Origin of the sequence: Streptomyces dengpaensis, assembly GCF_002946835.1 — a bacterium.
Lineage (GTDB): Bacteria > Actinomycetota > Actinomycetes > Streptomycetales > Streptomycetaceae > Streptomyces > Streptomyces dengpaensis.
The window spans coordinates 8,038,643-8,058,693 of record NZ_CP026652.1 but is presented as its reverse complement, the minus strand read 5'-3'; the positions used below and the strand labels follow the sequence as shown (position 1 = coordinate 8,058,693).

Here is a 20,051-nt window from a genome sequence, read left to right as displayed (position 1 = left end):
GCGTGCGACCTGCCCGCGGCGGGAGTCCCCTCTCGGTCAGACCACCGGAGCCGGGTACGTCGGGTACTCGACCCCGGAGACGTGCTGGACGACGCGGATGACCTGGCAGGAGTAGCCGAACTCGTTGTCGTACCAGAGGTAGAGGATCGCGTTGTCGCCGTCGACCTTGGTGGCGCCGGCGTCGACGATCGAGGCGTGACGCGAGCCGATGAAGTCGCTGGAGACCGCGTCGGGGGCGGTGGTGAAGTCGATCTGGCGCTTCAGCGGTGAGGTCAGCGACACCTCGCGGAGGTGGTCGAGGACCTCCTCACGGGTGGTCTCGCGGCCGAGCCGCAGGCTGAGGATCGCGATCGAGACGTCCGGCACCGGGACGCGGATCGAGCTGCCGGTGATCGGTGCCTTGAGGTCGGGCAGCGCCTTGGCGACCGCGGAGGCGGCACCGGTCTCGGTGATCACCATGTTGAGCGGCGCCGAGCGGCCGCGGCGGTCGGCCTTGTGGTAATTGTCCAGCAGGTTCTGGTCGTTGGTGAACGAGTGGACGGTCTCCACGTGGCCGCGCAGCACACCGTACTCGTCGTCCATCGCCTTCAGCGGCGGAACGATCGCGTTGGTCGTGCAGGACGCGCAGGACAGGATCTGCTCGTCCGGCTTGACCATGTCGTGGTTGACGCCGTGCACGATGTTGGGGACGTCGCCCTTGCCCGGCGCGGTCAGGACGACCTTGTCGATTCCGGGGCGCAGATGCTGCGACAGGCCCTCGCGGTCGCGCCACTTGCCGGTGTTGTCGATGAGGATGGCGTCCTTGATGCCGTACGCCGTGTAGTCGACCTCCGACGGGTCGCCCGCGTAGATCACCTTGATCTCGTTGCCGTTGGCGATGATCGTGCTGTTCGCCTCGTCGACGGTGATCGTGCCCTGGAACTGGCCGTGGATGGAGTCGCGGCGCAGCAGCGAGGCCCGCTTGACGAGATCCTCGACGGGCCGGCCGCCGCCCTGGCGGACGACGATGGCGCGCAGCCGCAGGCCGTTGCCGGAGCCGGACTTCTCGATGAGCAGGCGGGCGACGAGGCGGCCGATGCGGCCGAACCCGTAGAGGACGACGTCGCGGCCCTCGCCGCGCTCGATCTTGTTGGCACCCGCGGCGCCGGCGACGGCCTCGGCGGTGAACGCGTCCACCGTCAGACCCCGGTCGTCGGCCCTGTAGGTCGCGGCGAGCATGCCGATGTCGATCTGGGAAGGTCCGAGATCGAGCGCGGTCAGTGCCTGCAGGAACGGCAGCGTGTCGGTGACCGAGAGTTCCTCACCGGCGATCTGCCGGGCGAACCGGTGGGTCTTGAGGATGCTGACCACTGACTTGTTCACCAAGGAGCGGCTGTGCAGCAGGACGGTGACGTCCCGCTCCCTGTGCAGCTTCCCGATGATCGGGATCATCGACTCCGCGATCTCCTCGCGGTTCTTCCAGTTGGTGAACGAGTCGTCGTTGACAGTCACAGATTTATCTTTCGAGCTAGGCGGCGCTCATATGCTAAACCTGCGTCACTTTGATCATTCAACGGGGTCAGTGATCGTCCCAGTGCCCGTCATGACCGGCGTGCCGGTGGCCGTCGTGCACGTAGTCGACGTGATCCCCGTGCGGCACCGCGACATGGCCGCAGCCCTCACCGTGCTGATGCGCATGGTCGCCGTGGGCGGAGTGGGCGGTGGACTCGCACTCGTCAACGTGGTCGTTGTGCACACGGTGCAGATGGCCGTCGTGGGCGTAGTCCACGTGGTCCTCGTGCGGGACGGCGACATGGCCGCAGCCCTCGCCGTGCGTGTGCGTGTGATCGGGGTGAGGGGCATGTGCGGTGGTCATGAGTCTCTCCGGTCATCCTTCGAGGCGAGTCATGCTCGACGCATGTGCGCCACTGACTCAATGCTGCCCCTCGCCGAGCCATCTCGCATCCATGCCGGACACCCTCTGTCACACACCCTCAGCCGTAACGGGCCCTACAGCACCCGGCCCTCTCGCAGAAGCGTGTCGCCCTTAGTACGAACCCCGCCCGGGGATCAAGCAAATCCCTGAGAGTGCAAGGTCACAGCCGCGTCCTCTGCTGCTCCTTTGTCGTCCTGCCCTAGCATCCGAGCATGACGGTCCTGCCTGACGACGGGCTCTCGCTGGCCGCCGAGTTCCCTGACGCGACTCATGAGCAGTGGCAACGCCTGGTGGAGGGCGTCCTGCGCAAGTCGGGCCGGGAAGTCTCGGGCGCAGCGGCGGAGGATGCCCTGTCCACCGCGCTGGAGGACGGGTTGCGCACCCGGCCTCTGTACACGGCGCACGACACCGCGCTCGATCCCGGCTTCCCCGGATTCGCTCCGTTCGTACGGGGCGGCCGGGCAGCGGGCAACACCACCAGCGGCTGGGACGTACGGCAACGGCACTCGACGCTCGGCGACGGTGCGGTGCTGGCGGACCTGGAGAACGGCGTCACCTCGCTCTGGCTGGTCGTCGGTGCGGGCGGCATTCCGGCCGGGTCGCTCGACCGAGCCCTCGACGGTGTCTATCTCGACCTGGCCCCCGTCGTGCTCGACGCGGGACGCGAAGTCGAGGCTGCCGCACGGGAGTTGCTCCGCCTGTGCGAAGAGCGGGGCGTCGCCAAGGACGCGGTGCGCGGCAGTCTCGGCGCCGACCCGCTGGGCCACGAGGCCCGTACGGGCGAGGAGTTGGTCTTCGCGCCGGCCGCCGCTCTCGGGCGGCTGTGCGCCGAGGAGTACCCGGGGCTGCGGGCGCTGACCGTGGACGCGCTGCCGTACCACGAGGCCGGCGGCTCGGCCGCGCAGGAGCTGGGCGCCTCCCTGGCGACCGGCGTCGCCTATCTGCGGGACCTCACCGAGGCGGGCCTGTCCGTCGAACAGGCCTGTGCTCAGCTGGAGTTCCGGTACGCGGCCACCGCCGACCAGTTCCTGACCATCGCGAAGCTGCGCGCGGCCCGCAGGCTGTGGGCGCGGGTGGCCGAGGTGTGCGGGGCGCCGGGCGCGGGAGCGCAGGTCCAGCACGCCGTCACCTCGCCGGTGATGATGTCGCGCCGCGACCCCTGGGTGAACATGCTGCGCACGACGGTGGCCACGCTCGCGGCCGGAGTCGGCGGCGCGGACGCCGTGACCGTGCTCCCCTTCGACCACGCCCTGGGCCTGCCGGACGCCTTCGCGCGCCGTATCGCCCGCAACACCTCCACGATCCTGGTCGAGGAGTCCCATCTGTCGCGGGTGATCGATCCGGCGGGCGGCTCCTGGTACGTGGAGCGGCTCACGGACGAACTCGCGCAGGCGGGCTGGGAGTTCTTCCAGCGGATCGAGGGCATCGGCGGTCAGGCGGCCGCCCTGCGTTCGGGCCGTCTCGGTGAGGATCTGGCCAAGACGTGGGAGGCGCGCAGCGTGAAGCTCGCCAAGCGCCGCGAACCCATCACCGGCGTCAGCGAGTTCCCGCTGCTCACCGAGAAGCCGCTGGAGCGCGAGCCCGCTCCCGAGCCGCCGTCCGGCGGACTCCCGCGCGTGCGGCGCGACGAGGCGTACGAGGCTCTGCGCGCCCGCTCGGACGCCCACCTCGCCGCGACGGGGACCCGGCCGCGCGTCTTCCTGGCCTCCATCGGCCCCACCGCCGCCCACACCGCGCGGACGACGTTCGCCGCCAACCTCTTCCAGGCCGGCGGCATCGAGCCGGTCACGGACGGCACCTTCGAGGACAGCGGCGCCACCGAGGTCTGCCTGTGCTCCAGCGACGCGCTGTACGAGGAGCAGGCGGCCCGCACGGCCCAGACCCTCAAGGCCTCGGGTGCCCGGCACGTGTTCCTGGCGGGACGCCCCGGCGCGTACACCGACGTCGACGCGTACGTCTTCGCGGGCTGCGACGCCGTCGCCGTGCTCTCCGCCACCCTCGACCGTATGGGAGTGTCCTGATGGGAATCCCCGACTTTTCCGCGATCGAGCTGGGGGCGCCCACGGCCGACGGCAGCGCCGGAGAGTGGCGTAAGGCGGCCGGCGGCGACGATGTCTTCTGGGAGACCCCGGAGGGCATCGCGGTCAAGCCGCTGTACACCGGCCGTGACCTGGAGGGCCTGGACTTCCTGGGCACGTATCCGGGCATCGCCCCGTATCTGCGCGGCCCGTACCCGACGATGTACGTCAACCAGCCGTGGACGATCCGCCAGTACGCGGGCTTCTCCACGGCCGAGGAGTCCAACGCCTTCTACCGCCGCAACCTGGCGGCCGGCCAGAAGGGCCTGTCGGTCGCCTTCGACCTGCCCACCCACCGCGGTTACGACAGCGACCACCCGCGCGTGACCGGTGACGTCGGCATGGCGGGCGTGGCCATCGACTCGATCTACGACATGCGGCAGCTGTTCGACGGCATCCCGCTCGACGAGATGACCGTATCGATGACGATGAACGGCGCCGTGCTGCCCGTACTGGCGTTGTACATCGTGGCGGCGGAGGAGCAGGGCGTACCGCCGGAGAAGCTGGCCGGGACCATCCAGAACGACATCCTCAAGGAGTTCATGGTCCGCAACACCTACATCTATCCGCCGAAGCCGTCGATGCGGATCATCTCCGACATCTTCGCCTTCACCTCGCAGCGGATGCCGCGCTACAACTCCATCTCGATCTCCGGCTATCACATCCAGGAGGCGGGCGCGACGGCCGACTTGGAGCTGGCGTACACGCTCGCGGACGGTGTCGAGTACATCCGGGCCGGACGGGAGGCCGGCCTGGACGTGGACGCGTTCGCGCCGCGGCTCTCCTTCTTCTGGGCGATCGGCATGAACTTCTTCATGGAGATCGCCAAGATGCGGGCGGCGCGCCTGCTGTGGGCGAAGCTGGTCAAGCAGTTCGACCCGAAGAGCACCAAGTCCCTTTCGCTGCGCACCCATTCGCAGACCTCGGGCTGGTCGCTCACCGCGCAGGACGTGTTCAACAACGTCACGCGTACGTGCGTCGAGGCGATGGCGGCCACGCAGGGCCACACCCAGTCGCTGCACACCAACGCCCTCGACGAGGCGCTCGCCCTGCCCACCGACTTCTCCGCGCGCATCGCCCGCAACACGCAGCTGCTGATCCAGCAGGAGTCCGGCACCACCCGGGTGATCGACCCGTGGGGCGGCAGCGCGTACGTCGAGAAGCTGACGTACGACCTCGCCCGCCGGGCCTGGCAGCACATCGAGGAGGTCGAGGCGGCGGGCGGCATGGCGCAGGCCATCGACGCCGGCATCCCGAAGCTCCGGGTCGAGGAGGCCGCGGCCCGTACCCAGGCCCGGATCGACTCCGGCCGTCAGCCGGTGATCGGCGTGAACAAGTACCGCGTCGACAGCGACGAGCAGATCGAGGTCCTCAAGGTCGACAACTCCTCCGTACGCGCCCAGCAGATCGAGAAGCTGCGGCGGCTGCGGGCGGAGCGGGACGAGCGGGCGTGCCAGGACGCGCTTGACGCGCTGACGCGGGCCGCCGCCGGCGAGGGCAACCTGCTGGAGCTGGCCGTGAACGCCGCCCGCGCGAAGGCCACCGTCGGGGAGATCTCCGATGCCCTGGAGAAGGTGTACGGGCGGCACGCGAGCCAGATCCGTACGATCTCCGGCGTGTACCGCAACGAAGCAGGCCAGTCCGCGTCCGTGGACCGCACCCGCGCCCTGGTGGACTCCTTCGAGGAGGCCGAGGGACGCCGGCCGCGCATCCTGGTCGCCAAGATGGGCCAGGACGGGCACGACCGCGGCCAGAAGGTGATCGCCACCGCCTTCGCCGACCTCGGCTTCGACGTCGACGTCGGCCCGCTGTTCCAGACCCCGGCCGAGGTGGCCCGCCAGGCCGTCGAGGCGGACGTGCACGTGGTCGGGGTGTCCTCGCTGGCCGCCGGTCACCTCACCCTCGTACCGGCGCTGCGGGAGGAGTTGGCGGCGGAGGGACGCGAGGACATCATGATCGTCGTCGGCGGGGTGATCCCGCCGCAGGACGTGCCGACCCTGCTGGAGATGGGCGCCATGGCCGTGTTCCCGCCCGGGACGGTGATTCCGGACGCGGCGTACGACCTCGTTCAGCGGCTGTCGGCCGATCTCGGGCACGCCCTGTGATCGAGCTCGCCACGTATGTGAAGGGTGTGCTCGACGGGAAGCGCGCGCTCATCGCGCGCGCCATCACGCTCGTCGAGTCCACCCGTCCGCAGCACCGGGCGCTGGCGCAGGAGTTGCTCACCGAGCTGCTCCCGCACAGCGGCCGGGCGCGGCGGATCGGCATCAGCGGGGTGCCGGGCGTGGGCAAGTCGACGTTCATCGACGCGTTCGGCACGATGCTGACCTCGCTGGGGCACCGGGTCGCGGTGCTCGCCGTGGACCCGTCCTCGACCCGTACGGGCGGCTCGATCCTGGGCGACAAGACCCGGATGGAGCGGCTGGCCGTGGACCCGGCGGCCTTTGTGCGCCCCTCCCCCAGTGCGGGCACGCTGGGCGGGGTGGCCAAGGCGACCCGCGAGTCCATGGTGGTGATGGAGGCCGCGGGCTACGACACGATCCTGGTGGAGACCGTCGGCGTCGGCCAGTCCGAGACCGCGGTCGCGAACATGGTCGACTCGTTCCTGCTGCTGACGCTGGCGCGCACCGGGGACCAGCTCCAGGGCATCAAGAAGGGCGTTCTGGAGCTGGCCGACGTGATCGCCGTCAACAAGGCGGACGGGCCGCACGAGCGCGACGCCCGGACCGCCGCACGGGAGTTGGCGGGTGCCCTGCGTCTCATGCACAGCAAGGACGCCGCCTGGACACCGCCCGTGCTGAGCTGCAGCGCCCGCGAGTCGACCGGCCTGGAGACCGTCTGGGAACGTCTCGAACAGCACCGCACACTCCTCGACTCGACCGGCCGTCTCGCCGCCAAACGCCGTGACCAGCAGGTCGATTGGACGTGGTCGATGGTCCGCGACGAACTGCTGGGCCGTCTGCACGCGGCTCCCGCCGTACGCGCCGTCGCTCCCGCTCTCGAACAGCAGGTCAGAGAGGGCGAATTGACGGCCACGCTCGCCGCCGAAGGCATTCTGCGGGCGTTCGGCGGACCACAAGCGGGCTGACAGGCCTCCGGCACCTTCCTGCTGCGGCGCCGAGCCCCGGGGGCGACGCTCAAAGTGCCCACCAGCAGTACAAGCGCAGGCCCGCCGGTCGTGCGCGTCCGGCCAGCGCCGCGAGCAGGACGAGCACGTCGAGCCCGGTGCCGGAGGTGATTCCCCCCTGGCGCAGTTCGTCGGTCTCGGACCAGGGTCCGGCGGCTTCGGCCAAGGAGACGTGTGTCGCTGATGCGAGGGCCTCCTGCAGGGTGTCGGACACGCTGACGATGAAGGCGCTCGCGGCGTCCGGAGATGAGAACAACTGTCCCGCGCGTGGACGTTCTGATGCCTCGTCATAGGTGCAGCCGGTCAGGATCGCTTCGAGCTGAGCCATGGCGACGACGGGATCAATGCCCTTCAACGGCACCACATCGAACGTGGCGGGGTCGGGCCCGCCGGGCTGGTCAAGCACGCGGACGGCCACGGCGTCACCGGAGGCCGCGAAGTAGTCGCACATCACCATGCCGCGATCCTCGCATCCAGAGCTGACAAGCACGCATACACCCTTGACGCGCAGTTGGACCAGACCAACTGTGCGCGAGTCGTTGACATGTACGCCACCCGGCGCCATCGTGAGAGCGCTCTCACAGGGAAGCGGACGGATCCCGTCCGCAAAACTCCACCTCGCTGAACTCCCCCCACATCAAGGAGGACGAGAGTGCCCAGGAGACTCATATGGCGGGCGTTGGCGGTGGCCGCGCCCACCCTCACCGCGGCGGTGCTGATGTTCGGGGTCCCGTCCCCGTCCGAGGCCGCCGTCCCGGAGACCATCCCGCTGACGTTCACCAACAACTCCGGCCGCGGCGAACCGGTTTACATCTACGACCTCGGAACGCAGTTGTCGACGGGCCGGCAGGGCTGGGCCGACGCGAACGGCACGTTCCACGCCTGGCCCACGGGCGGCAATCCGCCGACGCCCGCACCCGACGCCTCGATCGCGGGACCCGCCAACGGGCAGTCGATGACGATCCACATCCCCAAGTTCTCCGGACGGATCTACTTCTCCTACGGGCAGAAGCTGGACTTCCGGCTGACGACCGGCGGACTGGTGCAGCCGGCCGTGCAGAATCCGAGCGACCCCAACCGCAACATCCTCTTCAACTGGTCCGAGTACACACTCAACGACTCCGGACTGTGGCTCAACAGCACACAGGTCGATATGTTCTCGGCTCCGTACGCCGTCGGTGTCCAGCTCTCCGACGGGACCACGAAGACCACCGGTCACCTCAAGCCGGGCGGATACACCGGCGTCCTCAACGCCCTGCGAGGTCAGCCGGGCGGCTGGGGCAATCTGATCCAGACCCGGTCCGACGGCACCGTCCTGCGGGCCCTCGCCCCCGGCCATGGCATCGGGGCGGGCACGCTGCCGAGCACCGTCATGGACGGCTACGTCAACCGGGTGTGGCAGAAGTACAGTTCGTCGACGCTGACCGTGACGCCGTTCGCCGGCCAGCCGAACACGAAGTACTTCGGCCGGGTCTCCGGTGACGTCATGAACTTCACCAACAGCGCCGGAGCCGTCGTCACCAGCTTCCAGAAGCCCGACTCCGACAGCATCTTCGGCTGCTACAAGCGGCTCGACGCGCCCAACGACCTGGTGCGCGGCCCCATTTCCCGCACCCTGTGCGCGGGCTTCAACCGCTCCACGCTCCTGGTCAATCCCAACCAGCCGGACACCGGCTCGGCGAACTTCTACCAGGACACGGTGACCAACCACTACGCCCGCGCGGTCCACACGCAGATGGCCGACGGCAAGGCCTACGCGTTCGCGTTCGACGACGTCGGGAACCACGAGTCGCTCGTCCACGACGGCAATCCGCAACGGGCCTACGTCACGCTGGATCCGTTCAGCTGAGAGAGCGGGGCCGGGCGGCCGGGGCCGGCAGGTACTCCGGCCGCCGCTCCTTCACGCCGTGTCGTCAGGATCCAGACAAAGGACGGGAACGCGCTGGACGAGGTTGTTCGCGAAGCCACCCCGGTTCCACCGCTGGTCCAGAGGCTGGGTGTGGCCCTCGGCGTCGGTGGCCCGCGCACTGAGCACATGGTGGCCGGGCGTGGCCGCCCAGGCGAAGCGCCACCGGCGCCAGGCCCAGCGGTGGCCGTCCTCCGGGTCGAGATCCGCCGCGTGCCAGGTGCCTCCCCCGTCACAGCTCACCTCGACCCCGGTCACCGGCGCACGCCCCGACCAGGCCCGCCCCTCGAGCGTGACGGCACCCGGCCGGACCACCCGCGTCCTGGACATGAAGTCCGGGAAGCCGGGCGGGATCAGCAGGGCGCGCGGGGCGATCCGGGTGACCGGCTCGCCCTCGTCGCCGGACTGCTGCCGGAGCCGGTAGGCCACGGCCTGCTGGAAGCCCGTGAACGGCGTGTCCGTCACCGTGATCTCGCGCAGCCACTTCACATGCGCCATGCCGTACCAGCCGGGCACCACGAGCCGCACCGGATGTCCGTGCTGCGGTGGCAGCGGGGCGCCGTTCATCTCGTACGCCACCAGGACCTCGGGCTTGGCGCCCAGGGCCACGTCCAGCGGAAGGGCACGCTGGTAGTCCTGCTCGACCCCTCGCTCGACCCCGTGATCGGCGCCGGTGAAGACCACCTCCACCGCGTCGGGGGCGACCCCGGCCTCGGCGAGCAGCACCCGCAACGGCACGCCGGTCCACTCCGCCGTCCCGACCGCCTCCACCAGCCATGGCTGGCTCACCGGCCGGGGCGTGAGCAGGGCCCGCCCATTGCCCGCGCACTCCAGGGTCACCCGCTCCGTGACCGCGGGATACGCCCGCAGCTCGTCCATCCCGAGCAGCAGCGGCTGCCGTACCCGGCCGCCGAGAGCGATCTGCCACGAGGAGCGCTCGGCGTACGGGATGTCGTAGTGGGTCAGCACATAGTGCAGCCCCGGCGGCGTGACGTCGTACCGGAGGGCCTCCAGCGGAATCCCGTGGTTCCGGGCCGCGAGGACCAGCTCCTCCGTGCTGATGGCCTCGTCCGGCCCGGCCAGCCGCGCGGGCGCGCTCACGTCGTCAAGTCGATGCCCCATGGCCGCATTGTCCGCCCTCCCCCGTGAGTGGAGCTACGCGGGGTGCGGGCGGGTGCTCCGGTCCACCAGGTAGTGCCAGCCGGCCTCCAGCCGCTCCAGGGGCATGTCGCGCTGTCGGGTCAGGTGGTGGATCAGTGCCGGGTCCAGGTAACCCATGAGGGTCTGGGCGACGAGTTCGATGTCCGCGGCCGGGTTTGCCTGGCGCAGCAGCATGCACACATGCATGAAGCGGACGCGGTACGGGGCGGAGCTGAAGCGGCGGGAGGCGTCGGGCTCGGCGGCGAGGAACAGGTCGAGCTGCTCGGAGGCCTGGCGCAGGGAGCGGCAGCCGAAGGCGTGCAGCCGCTCCACCGGTGGCGCGCCGGGACCCAGCGGGGGCGGACCGCTGATGAAATCGGTCTGGAACCGCTGCTCCGTGTGGTCGAGCAGCGCCATCAGCAGGCCCGTGCGGTCGCCGAACCGCCGGAAGACGGTCCCCTTGCCCACCGCTGCCGCGGCGGCGACGGCGTCCATCGTCACCTTGGCCACCCCGTGCTCCTCCACCAGACGGGCGGCGGCCTCCAACAGGCGCGCCCGGTTGCGCGCGGCGTCGGCGCGCAGCTGCGGGGCGCCGCTGGGGGCGGTGAGCTCCATCAGCACGGGCTCGTCGGACGGTTCCTGTGGCTGCGGGAAGGGCGGGAGCGGAGTGGACATGGCCCCAGCCTAGCCGCTGACAAGGACAACTGGACTGCGGTCCGGTTAAGTGGTACACATTTAAGCGGACCCCGGTCCGGTTTATTGCGGCAGTGTTTCAGCTTCGGAAAGCTTCGGGAGTTACCCATGTCCGTACGTATCCTCGCGCTCGTCGGCAGCCTGCGCGCCGGCTCGCACAACCGTCAGCTCGCCGAGGCGGCCGTCAAGCTCGCCCCCGAGGGCGCGGAGGTCGAGCTGTTCGAGGGCTTGGCCGAGATCCCCTTCTACAACGAGGACATCGACGTCGAGGGCGGCGTACCCGCCGCGGCCGCCCGCCTGCGGGAGGTGGCCGGTCACGCCGACGCCTTCCTGCTCTTCTCGCCGGAGTACAACGGCACCATCCCGGCCGTCCTGAAGAACGCCATCGACTGGCTGTCCCGCCCCTACGGCGCCGGCGCCTTCACCGGCAAGCCGGTCGCCGTGGTCGGCACCGCGTTCGGCCAGTACGGCGGCGTCTGGGCGCAGGACGAGGCCCGCAAGGCGGTGGGCATCGCCGGTGGCACCGTCCTGGAGGACGTCAAGCTCTCCATCCCCGGCTCCGTGACCCGCTTCGCCGAGACCCACCCCGTCGACGACACCGAGGTCGCCGAGCAGCTCACCGAGGTCGTCCACCGCCTGCACAGCAAGGCCGGCGCGGCCGACGCCGCCTGACGACTCCCGTGAGGGCCGGTCCGGTTCATCCGGGCCGGCCCTCACGCATGTCACAAGATCACTGCGGCATGTCTCAAGGTGTCCACGACCTTGGCGGAAGGAAACCCTCCGGGACAGGATGCCCGCATGAAGGGTGACCTCTTTTCCAGCGACCACATGGTGCAGCCCGCCGTAGCGCCGGGCATGACCATCCAGAACGCCAAGTCCATCAAGTACGCCGTCAACGGAGAGATGTTCGCGCGGCAGGGCGCGATGATCGCCTACCGTGGGAACCTGCAGTTCGAGCGCAAGAGCCAGGGCATGGGCGGCATGCTCAAGCGGGCGGTCACCGGTGAGGGACTGCCGCTGATGACCGTGCGCGGGCAGGGCGAGGCCTGGTTCGCGCACGAGGCACAGAACTGTTTCATCGTCGGCATCGAGCCGGGCGACGTGTTCACCGTCAACGGCCGCAACGTCCTGTGTTTCGACGCCTCGTTGTCGTACGAGATCAAAACCGTGAAGGGCGCGGGCATCACCGGCGGCGGCCTCTTCAACAGCGTCTTCACCGGCCACGGCGGTCTGGGGCTGATCTGCGACGGCAACCCGCTGGTCATCCCCGTCTCGCAGCAGCAGCCGGTGTACGTCGACACGGATGCCGTCGTCGGCTGGACCGCCCACCTGAACACCTCGCTGCACCGCTCGCAGTCGATCGGCTCGATGATCCGCGGCGGCTCCGGCGAGGCCGTGCAGCTGAAGCTGGAGGGCGAGGGCTTCGTCGTCGTACGCCCCAGCGAGGCGACGCCTCACAAGGCGCAGCAGCACTGACCCGGCAGCGAGGGTGCCCCACCGAGCCAGGGCGGGGCACCCTCGCGAAGTGCGTTGCGAAGGGGCCCGGACTGGCCGCAGGATGGCGCGAGTTGATCTCGTCCACCGAAGGCAGGGGGCCCGTGCACGCCAACGAGGTACCGATCGACGAGCCGCTCGTACGCCGGCTGCTGGCCGCGCAGTTCCCGGGCTGGGCCGGCCTTCCGCTCAAGCGCGTCGAGTCGTCCGGAACCGTCAACGCCGTCTACCGGCTCGGTGACGACCTGGCCGTACGCCTCCCTCGCATTCCGGAGGGCGCCGATGACGTGGTCAAGGAGCGGGCGTGGTTGCCGCGCCTCGCACCCCTGCTGCCGTTCGCCGTCCCCGAGGTCCTCGCGGTCGGTGTGCCCGGGGAGGGTTATCCATGGCACTGGGCCGTGCTCCGCTGGCTCGACGGTGAACTCCCCGTCGCCGGCCGCCTCACGGACGCGGGTGCGCTGGCCGCCGACCTCGCCGGCTTCGTCTCGGCGATGCGGCAGGTCGACCTGCCCGGTGGGCCGCCCGCCTACCGGGGCGGCCCACTGGCGACCGTGGACGACGAGACGCGCTCCGCGACCGCCGAACTCCACGGCATCATCGACACGTCGGCCGCCACGGCGGCCTGGGAGGCAGCCCTGGCGGCGCCGCCTTGGAGCGGCCCGCCCGTGTGGGTCCACTCCGACCTGATGCCGATGAATCTCCTCACCCGGCAGGGCCGCCTCAGCGCCGTCCTCGACTTCGCCACCCTCGGCACCGGCGACCCCGCCTGCGACCTCATCGCGGCCTGGAACCTCCTCCCCGCCGAGGCGAGGCCCGCCTTCCGGGACATACTGGGCGCCGATGACGCCATGTGGGCACGAGGACGCGGCTGGGCCCTGTCCATGGCCCTGATCCAACTCCCGTACTACCGCACGACGAATCCCGTGATCGCGGGCAACGCCGCGTACGTGATCGGGGAGGTCCTCGCCGCGCTTTAGGCCCTGTCGTCACTCCACGAGCGCCTGTGTAGGAGGGCGCCGAGATCATCGTCCGCATGGCGCAGGTCGGCCCGGACGGACCCACCGGGGGCTACTTCGACGCCGCCGGGACGGTCCCCTGGTAGGCACAGCGGGCCGAGCCACCCCGACATAGAACACATATTCGATTATGGGGCTACGCTGGTCGTATGGCCACGCACCTCCAGGGCTCGCTCTTCGACCAGACCGACGAGCTCCACCTCAGTCCGCTGAACGGGATGCGCCGCACCGTGCTGGGCCACGGGGCCTGGATCGACCTCCTGCCCGGGTGGCTCAGCGGGGCCGACACGCTCTTCGCCCTGCTCGCGGCCGACGTGCCGTGGCGGGCGGAACGGCGGCAGATGTACGAGCACATGGTGGACGTACCGCGGCTGCTCGCCTACTACCGTGCGGGCGACCCGCTGCCCCATCCGATCCTGGACGAGGCACGGGACGCGCTGTCCGCGCACTACGCCGCCGAGCTCGGCGAACCGTTCACGACGGCCGGGCTCTGTTACTACCGGGACGGCCGGGACAGCGTGGCCTGGCACGGGGACCGGATCGGGCGCGGGGCCCGCGAGGACACGATGGTCGCCATCCTGTCCGTGGGCACCCCGCGCGATCTGCTGTTGCGGCCGCGCCATGGCGGGGACACCGTGCGGCACCCCCTCGGACACGGGGACCTGATCGTGATGGGCGGCTCCTGCCAGCGCACCTGGGAGCACGCCATCCCCAAGACGGCACGGGCGGCGGGCCCGCGGATCAGCATCCAGTTCCGCCCGCAGGGAGTGAACTGAGCGCCGCCACCGATCACCGGTGGGAGCGGGCCTGCACCGTACGGGCCACCCGGGCCCCAGCCGGCGCTTGAACCGGCGCAGCGCCTCCAGCTGTCCTGCCGCGCGGTCGATGCGGTAGTACAGCTGCGGCGGGATGTACGGAAGCAGCGGTGAGTGACGCTTGCCGAGCAGGTCGAGCATCCGGCGTCGGCCGATGCCGAATCCCGTGTCGCCGTGGTGCACCGTCGTACGGTCGCCGACGTGGGCGACCCCGTCGCTCCAGCGCACCGAGTGCGCGCCGACGGCGGGCGCGGACTCGGGGTCGCCCTCACGCAGTTTGCCGAGCAGGCCCGCCCAGTAGGTCACGCCGCAGCCGTAGGTGGATCCGGCCGGGTTGCGCTCGTAGACGGCGATGTCATAGGACGGGTCCTGACGCCTCATCAGGATTGCGAAGCACAGACTTGCGGGTCCGCCGCCGACGCACGCGACCTTCACGCGCCATCCCCTTTGTTGCACAAAGCGGTCATTTGACCACGAAGGGTAGCGGCAGAGGCCGCAGCCGGACCCGGTCCCGGCGCACCGTCGCGCGAAGTCCCTTGATGGCGGGTGCTGTTACGCGTCGGCCGTCTCGGCCGTACGGCATTCGGGGTGTCCCCAGCCCTGGGCGTTCTTGGCGATGGGCTCGCCCGCCGCGTAGGAGCGGCCGCACAGACAGCGGCCGGGGAACTTCGCCTTGATCGTGCGGCTCGACGTGCCCTTCCGCGCGGTCTTCGTGGTCGTGCGGCGGCGCGCCTGGCCCGCGGGGACCACGTCGGGAGCGGCCGGCGGCTCCGGGGACCCGAGGTCGCTGCCCGCCGGCTGCTGCACGGTGGCCGCCTGGCTCGCGGCACGGTCGGCGAAGTCGTTGAGGCGGTCGCCGTCCACCTGGTGCGCGGGGACGTAGCGGAACTCCACGGTGCGGCCGTCGAGGAGTTCGTCGATGCGGGCGACCAGTTCCTGGTTGGCGACGGGCTTTCCCGCGGCCGTCTTCCAGCCCTTGCGCTTCCAGCCGGGCTGCCAGGTGGTGACGGCCTTCATCGCGTACTGGGAGTCCATCCGGATCTCCAGCGGCACCTCTGGCGCGATCGCCGTCAACAGGCGCTCCAGCGCGGTGAGTTCGGCGACGTTGTTGGTCGCCGTGCCCAGCGGGCCGGCCTCCCAGCGGGTGGGGGTCTCGTCCCCGTCGGCGACGACCCAGGCCCATCCGGCGGGTCCCGGGTTTCCCTTCGAGGCCCCGTCACAGGCGGCCACAACGCGTTCCAGCATGACTCCGATCATGCCACGCTTCCGGCCGGGCCCCCGCGCCTGTCTCGGGAAGGTGCCGCGGACACAAGGAGGGGCGAGCAACCGCGGCCACGCGGTTGCTCGCCCCTCAGGAGAAGGCCTCAGGAGACGTCGCTCAGCTTCGGCATGTCTCCCTCGGTCGTCTTGACGTCGATGACGGAGAACGGCGCACCCTGCGGATCACTCAGTGCCGCGAACCGTCCGAACGGGGTGCCCATGGGCCCGAAGTGCAGCGTGCCGCCGAGCTCGGTCGCCTTCGCCACCGCCGCATCGCAGTCCTCGACGGCGAAGTACACGTTGATGTACGGCGGCACCTCGGGCGGGAAGTCCTCCGTCATCTTCATCCGGCCAAGGACCGCGCTGTCGCCCAGGTTGAAGATCCTGAAGTCGATCGCATCGTCCTCCATCTGCTGGGCGCTGTACGGAAAGACGCCGGGGAAGAACACGTCGGACTTCTCGGGTTCGCGGGTGAAGATCTCGGCCCAGCAGTACGCACCGGGTACGCCCATCGCCTCGAAACCTTCGTGGGAGCCCGCCTGCCAGACGCCGAAGACGACGCCGCCGGGGTCGCGGGCCAGCGCCATGGTGCCGAAATCGCCGACCTGCAGCGGTTCCATCAGCACGTCGCCCCCGTTGTTCTTGATCTTCGTGACGGTCGCGGCGGCGTCGGGCGAGGCGAAGTACAGGCACCAGGCGGACTGGCCCTCCATCCCGGGCATCGGCGGGACGACGGCGGCCACCGCCTTGCCGTTCGCGTACGCCTGCGTGTAGTTGCCGTACTCGGACGACGCTTCGCCGAACGTCCAGCCGAGAACGTCGCCGTAGAACCTCTTGGCTCCCTCGACATCGCTGAACATCGCGTCCGCCCAGCAGGGCGTTCCTTCAGGCTGTACGGCCATGACGTCGACCTTCTCCGGATCGGTGAACGGTTCCGCTTCTCACGCTATCCAGCCTCACGCGGGGCCGCGCGCCGAAGGGGGCGGCCCTGCGGGACACTGGACTACGCGTGGTGGCTATCGTCAACGGGACGGAACCGTGGTGGTTGTCGTCGTTGGGACGGGACGCGGAATGATGCGCGCGTGGGAGGTGGCCCGGCCTGGGCCGATCGACCGGGAGCCGCTGCGCTGGGTCGAGAAACCGGTGCCGGCGCCGGGGCCCGACGAGCTCCTGGTGCACGTCCGGGCGTGCGGAGTGTGCCGCACCGATCTGCACGTCAGCGAGGGCGACCTGCCTGTGCACCGGCAGGGCGTGACGCCGGGGCACGAGGTCGTCGGGGTGGTCGCGGGGATGGGCGAGGACGTCAGCGGCTACGCCCTCGGCGACCGGGTGGGCGTCGCCTGGCTGCGCCGCACGGACGGCACCTGCCGGTATTGCGCGCGCGGGTCCGAGAACCTCTGCCCGGCGTCCGTGTACACCGGCTGGGACGCCGACGGCGGCTACGCGGAGTACACGACCGTTCCCGCCGCCTTCGCGTACCGGCTGCCCGCCGGCGTGGACGACGTCGCCCTGGCGCCGCTGCTGTGCGCGGGCATCATCGGCTACCGCGCGCTGCTGAGGGCCGCACTGCCGCCGGGCGGGCGGCTCGGGCTGTACGGCTTCGGGGGCAGCGCCCATCTGTGCGCGCAGCTCGCCGTCGCACAGGGCGCCGTCGTGCACGTCCTGACCCGCGACCCGGCGGCGCGGCGGCTGGCGCTCGACCTCGGCGCCGCTTCCGCCCGCGGAGCGTACGAACAGCCCCCCGAGCCGCTGGACAGCGCGATACTGTTCGCACCAGTCGGTGACCTGGTCCCGGTCGCCCTGCGGGCGCTCGACCGGGGCGGGGTCCTGTCGGTGGCGGGGATCCACCTGAGCGACACCCCGCCGCTGCGCTACGAAAGCGAGTTGTTCTACGAGAAGGAGCTGCGGAGCGTCACCTCCAACACGCGCCAGGACGGGCAGGACTTCCTGACGCTCGCGGCCCGGCACGGTGTACGCGCCACCACGCACGCGTACCCGCTGTCCGAGGCCCAGCAGGCCCTGAAGGATCTCAAGGCGGGCCGCTTCGACGGGGCGGCGGTGCTGGTCAACGACCGCCCGCCGGGGCATTGAGCATGCGCCCCCGCAGCCTACGTGCGTGGATGGAATCGTGCACGTGCGTGGATGGAACTGGCGTGCGTGGCGGCGGGAGGTGTCATGGACGGCCGAGGCGGTGAGGACCCCGCGGGTGCGCGGGCGCCGTTCGGCGGGATCGACGACGCCGTCGAGTCGATCGGCACCACCCTGGACGAGCGGATCACGTGTACCGAGCTCGCCTCGTACGTATGCCGCCACTTCTGTGACGCCGCGGCGGTGGATCTGTTGCCCGAGGACACCCCCGCCACGAGGCCCCCGAGTGAACCTGAGCTCTCCCGGGTCGCTATGGCGGGCCACTCCGGGCTGCTGAGCCCGTGGGCCCCGGAGGGCCCGCGGCCGGTGTCCTTCAAGGCGCTGGACTCGGGGCAGCCGGTCATCACCTCCCTCGACCTGTCCGGCCGGCTCCCGCGGCAGGTGATGACCGTGCCGCTCCTCGCGCGCGGCCGTCTGTACGGGGTTCTGCTGGCCGTCCGGCACGGGTCGGTGTTCAGCCACGTGGAGAGCAACGGCACGCACCACGCGGCCCACATCGCGGCCGTCCACCTCGGGCATGCGCGCGAGCACAACGCCGTCAGCAGTACGGTCCAGGACCTCCAGCGGGCGCTGCTGGCCGAGCCCGGACGCCCCCACCCCAACCTCGACCTGGCCACCCGCTATCTGCCGGCCGGGGGCAGCACCCTGGTGGGCGGGGACTGGTTCGAGACCGTACGGCTGCACTTCGGACGCACCCTGCTGGTCGTGGGCGACGTCATGGGACACGGTCTGGACGCGGCGGTGGACATGAACGCGTACCGCTCGATGCTGCGCTACACGGCCTCCACGGATCTGCCGCCGCACCGGGTGCTGCGCCGCCTCGACGCGGCGGTCACCGAGGAGGGCAACCGCCGTCCGGCCACCTGTCTGCTCGTCCAGGTCGACCCGGCTCGCGGTACGGCCGCGTTCGCGGGGGCCGGACATCTGCCTCCGGTGGTGTTCGGCGCGGACGGCACCGGCGAACTGGTGCATCTGCCGGTCGGTCCCCCGCTGGGCACCGGGGTCGGCGGCTACCAGCGGGTCACCCGCGCGCTCACGCCCGACGACACCCTGGTGATGTTCACCGACGGCCTGGTGGAGCACCGCGGGGAGGACATCGACGAGTCGCTCGACCGGCTGGCCGGGCTGCGGCTGCACCCGAAGGCGAGCGTGGACGAACTGCTCGAGGAGGTCCTCCTCAAGCTCGACGCCCGTCACGCGGAGGACGACGTCGCGGTGCTGGTGGCCCGCATCCGCCGTCGGCACACGACGTGACACCCGCGTCGGCTGAGCCCGAGGTGTCCGGACGTCAGCCGTCCGGGAGATCGCCCTCCGAAAGCTCCACCGACGACTCGTCTCCCGCCAGGCGGGAACCCGCCCTGCCGTCTCGGGCTTCGAGAGGAAGCCGGAGACCTGACGGACCGTCACGGTACTGGTGCGGGCGCCTCGTGGCCGACGTACGTCTTCCCCCTCGCGCCCCACTGTGCTTGCCTGGGGAACCATTTCGGCGGGCAGCGGGGCGGGAGTTGCGTCATGCGAAGGCCGTGGATCGTGGGGATGTCGCTGGCCGGGCTGCTGCTCGGCGCGTGCGGGGATCCGGCGTCGGGGCCGGAGGGGGCGCCGCCGACGACCGCTGCGTCCGGGGCCCCGGAGTCACCGACCTCGACCACGCGCCCGCGGCCGGCCGCCTCCCCCACGACGCCGCCCAAGGCTCCCACCGTGCTCTATCTCGGCGACTCGCTCGCCATGGAGAACCAGAAGGTGCTGGGGCAGTCGCTCCGGGACCGGCTGCACGCGCGGTACACGAGCGCCCCGTACGCGGGCACCACCCTGTGCGACTACCTGGAGGGCACCTCGGCGAAGTCGCTTGTCCCGGCCGCGGACAAGGCGGCCGCCCTGGTCCGCTCGCTGCGGCCCGACTTCGTGGTGCTGCAGTTCTGGGGCAACTCATGGGGCTACACGCCCTGCATGGACGGCATCACGTACGACGCGAACCGGGACACCTACTTCTCGCGCTACGCGGCGGACGCGGGCCAGCTGGCCGATCAGATCGAGGGGGCCGGAGGCGCCCGCGCGCCGAAGGTCGTGTGGGTGCTCCAGGGGCCTGACCCGATCACACCCGACCGGGTCCGGCGGGTGAACGCGCTCTACCAGAAGCGGGCCGACACCTCCGGCGACCTCGTCGCCGACGCCGGGGGAACCGTGAGCCCGGCGTCGGCCCGCTACACATGGACCCAGTACCTGCCGTGCACGCAGTACGAGCAGGAGCATTCCGCGTACTGCACCCAGCCGAACCGCGACCGCACCGCCCTGCACCGCGACGACGACTATCTGCACTTCTGCCTGGCACCCACCACGTCCACGCCGAAGCCGTGCCCGGTCCGCTCCCCGGGGATCGTGCGCATCACGCGCGAGATCACACGGGTGATAGCCGACCACGTCCGCTGACGGGGCCATCGGCTTCCGCGGCGCGGCGGGGG

Annotated in this window: 18 protein-coding genes and 2 pseudogenes; 12 read left to right on the top strand and 8 right to left on the bottom strand. The window is 70.7% G+C overall.

Annotated elements, in window-relative coordinates; all coding sequences use genetic code 11:
• Positions 1 to 36: 36 nt before the first annotated feature.
• Both C4B68_RS37590 and C4B68_RS37585 read right to left on the bottom strand, forming a co-directional pair.
• Positions 37 to 1,491: a glyceraldehyde-3-phosphate dehydrogenase gene (locus C4B68_RS37590; protein ID WP_099502172.1), complete on the bottom strand. Its 1,455-nt coding sequence runs from the start codon at positions 1,489 to 1,491 to the stop codon at positions 37 to 39.
• Between the two features lie 67 nt (positions 1,492 to 1,558).
• Entirely contained in the window at positions 1,559 to 1,855 is a 297-nt protein-coding gene (locus C4B68_RS37585) for a hypothetical protein (RefSeq protein ID WP_099502173.1), read from the bottom strand.
• Between the two features lie 272 nt (positions 1,856 to 2,127).
• On the opposite strand from C4B68_RS37585, the gene C4B68_RS37580 reads away from it, so the two are divergent.
• From C4B68_RS37580 to meaB, 3 genes are read left to right on the top strand one after another with little or no spacing between them, the layout of a single operon-like run.
• On the top strand, positions 2,128 to 3,936 hold the full coding sequence (locus C4B68_RS37580; protein ID WP_099502174.1) for a methylmalonyl-CoA mutase subunit beta: 1,809 nt from the start codon (positions 2,128 to 2,130) through the stop codon (positions 3,934 to 3,936).
• Positions 3,936 to 6,098, top strand: a complete 2,163-nt coding sequence (gene scpA, locus C4B68_RS37575; RefSeq protein WP_099502175.1) for a methylmalonyl-CoA mutase — start codon at positions 3,936 to 3,938, stop codon at positions 6,096 to 6,098. Before C4B68_RS37580 ends, scpA begins: the two co-directional genes overlap by 1 nt.
• Positions 6,095 to 7,081 carry a methylmalonyl Co-A mutase-associated GTPase MeaB gene (gene meaB / locus C4B68_RS37570; RefSeq protein WP_099502176.1) on the top strand — a complete coding sequence of 329 codons (987 nt, stop codon included), beginning with the start codon at positions 6,095 to 6,097 and terminating at the stop codon, positions 7,079 to 7,081. The genes scpA and meaB overlap by 4 nt, the downstream gene beginning before the upstream one ends.
• A gap of 49 nt (positions 7,082 to 7,130) precedes the next feature.
• Here meaB and C4B68_RS37565 read toward each other — a convergent pair whose 3' ends face one another.
• Entirely contained in the window at positions 7,131 to 7,577 is a 447-nt protein-coding gene (locus C4B68_RS37565) for a hypothetical protein (RefSeq protein ID WP_099502177.1), read from the bottom strand.
• A gap of 261 nt (positions 7,578 to 7,838) precedes the next feature.
• Between C4B68_RS37565 and C4B68_RS37560 the strand changes: the two genes are divergently transcribed.
• Entirely contained in the window at positions 7,839 to 8,969 is a 1,131-nt protein-coding gene (locus C4B68_RS37560; RefSeq protein ID WP_180289270.1) for a glycoside hydrolase family 64 protein, read from the top strand.
• A 51-nt stretch (positions 8,970 to 9,020) separates the two neighbouring features.
• Here the strand turns inward: C4B68_RS37560 and C4B68_RS37555 are convergent, their stop codons facing one another.
• A complete protein-coding gene (locus C4B68_RS37555) occupies positions 9,021 to 10,148 on the bottom strand; it encodes a sulfite oxidase (RefSeq protein WP_099502179.1) in 1,128 nt (375 codons plus the stop codon).
• A gap of 33 nt (positions 10,149 to 10,181) precedes the next feature.
• A complete protein-coding gene (locus C4B68_RS37550) occupies positions 10,182 to 10,841 on the bottom strand; it encodes a TetR family transcriptional regulator (RefSeq protein WP_099502180.1) in 660 nt (219 codons plus the stop codon).
• A gap of 126 nt (positions 10,842 to 10,967) precedes the next feature.
• Between C4B68_RS37550 and C4B68_RS37545 the strand changes: the two genes are divergently transcribed.
• From C4B68_RS37545 to C4B68_RS37525, 5 genes and pseudogenes are all read left to right on the top strand, one after another.
• Positions 10,968 to 11,531 (top strand): NADPH-dependent FMN reductase, encoded by a 564-nt coding sequence (locus tag C4B68_RS37545; RefSeq protein WP_099502181.1) that lies wholly within the window; start codon positions 10,968 to 10,970, stop codon positions 11,529 to 11,531.
• Between the two features lie 126 nt (positions 11,532 to 11,657).
• Positions 11,658 to 12,335 (top strand): AIM24 family protein, encoded by a 678-nt coding sequence (locus C4B68_RS37540; protein WP_099502182.1) that lies wholly within the window; start codon positions 11,658 to 11,660, stop codon positions 12,333 to 12,335.
• A gap of 122 nt (positions 12,336 to 12,457) precedes the next feature.
• Positions 12,458 to 13,330, top strand: coding sequence for an aminoglycoside phosphotransferase family protein (locus C4B68_RS37535; RefSeq protein WP_099502332.1), 873 nt, complete (start codon positions 12,458 to 12,460; stop codon positions 13,328 to 13,330).
• A 32-nt stretch (positions 13,331 to 13,362) separates the two neighbouring features.
• Positions 13,363 to 13,455 (top strand): annotated as a pseudogene (locus tag C4B68_RS43810) (short-chain dehydrogenase); the annotation flags it as partial.
• 63 nt (positions 13,456 to 13,518) lie between these two features.
• The gene (locus C4B68_RS37525) at positions 13,519 to 14,145 is read left to right on the top strand and encodes an alpha-ketoglutarate-dependent dioxygenase AlkB (RefSeq protein WP_099502183.1); all 627 of its coding nucleotides are present in this window, start codon (positions 13,519 to 13,521) and stop codon (positions 14,143 to 14,145) included.
• Between the two features lie 156 nt (positions 14,146 to 14,301).
• Here C4B68_RS37525 and C4B68_RS43805 read toward each other — a convergent pair.
• The 3 genes and pseudogenes from C4B68_RS43805 to C4B68_RS37510 form a co-directional block, all read right to left on the bottom strand.
• A pseudogene (locus C4B68_RS43805) lies at positions 14,302 to 14,619 on the bottom strand (FAD-dependent monooxygenase); the annotation flags it as partial.
• A gap of 117 nt (positions 14,620 to 14,736) precedes the next feature.
• Positions 14,737 to 15,441: a ribonuclease H family protein gene (locus C4B68_RS37515; RefSeq protein WP_099502184.1), complete on the bottom strand. Its 705-nt coding sequence runs from the start codon at positions 15,439 to 15,441 to the stop codon at positions 14,737 to 14,739.
• A gap of 107 nt (positions 15,442 to 15,548) precedes the next feature.
• On the bottom strand, positions 15,549 to 16,346 hold the full coding sequence (locus C4B68_RS37510) for a VOC family protein (RefSeq protein WP_099502185.1): 798 nt from the start codon (positions 16,344 to 16,346) through the stop codon (positions 15,549 to 15,551).
• A gap of 172 nt (positions 16,347 to 16,518) precedes the next feature.
• Between C4B68_RS37510 and C4B68_RS37505 the strand changes: the two genes are divergently transcribed.
• From C4B68_RS37505 to C4B68_RS37495, 3 genes are all read left to right on the top strand, one after another.
• On the top strand, positions 16,519 to 17,535 hold the full coding sequence (locus tag C4B68_RS37505; protein WP_099502333.1) for a zinc-binding alcohol dehydrogenase family protein: 1,017 nt from the start codon (positions 16,519 to 16,521) through the stop codon (positions 17,533 to 17,535).
• Between the two features lie 84 nt (positions 17,536 to 17,619).
• Entirely contained in the window at positions 17,620 to 18,846 is a 1,227-nt protein-coding gene (locus C4B68_RS37500; RefSeq protein WP_099502334.1) for a PP2C family protein-serine/threonine phosphatase, read from the top strand.
• Positions 18,847 to 19,104: 258 nt separating this feature from the next.
• Positions 19,105 to 20,019 (top strand): hypothetical protein, encoded by a 915-nt coding sequence (locus C4B68_RS37495; protein ID WP_099502186.1) that lies wholly within the window; start codon positions 19,105 to 19,107, stop codon positions 20,017 to 20,019.
• Positions 20,020 to 20,051: the final 32 nt, after the last annotated feature.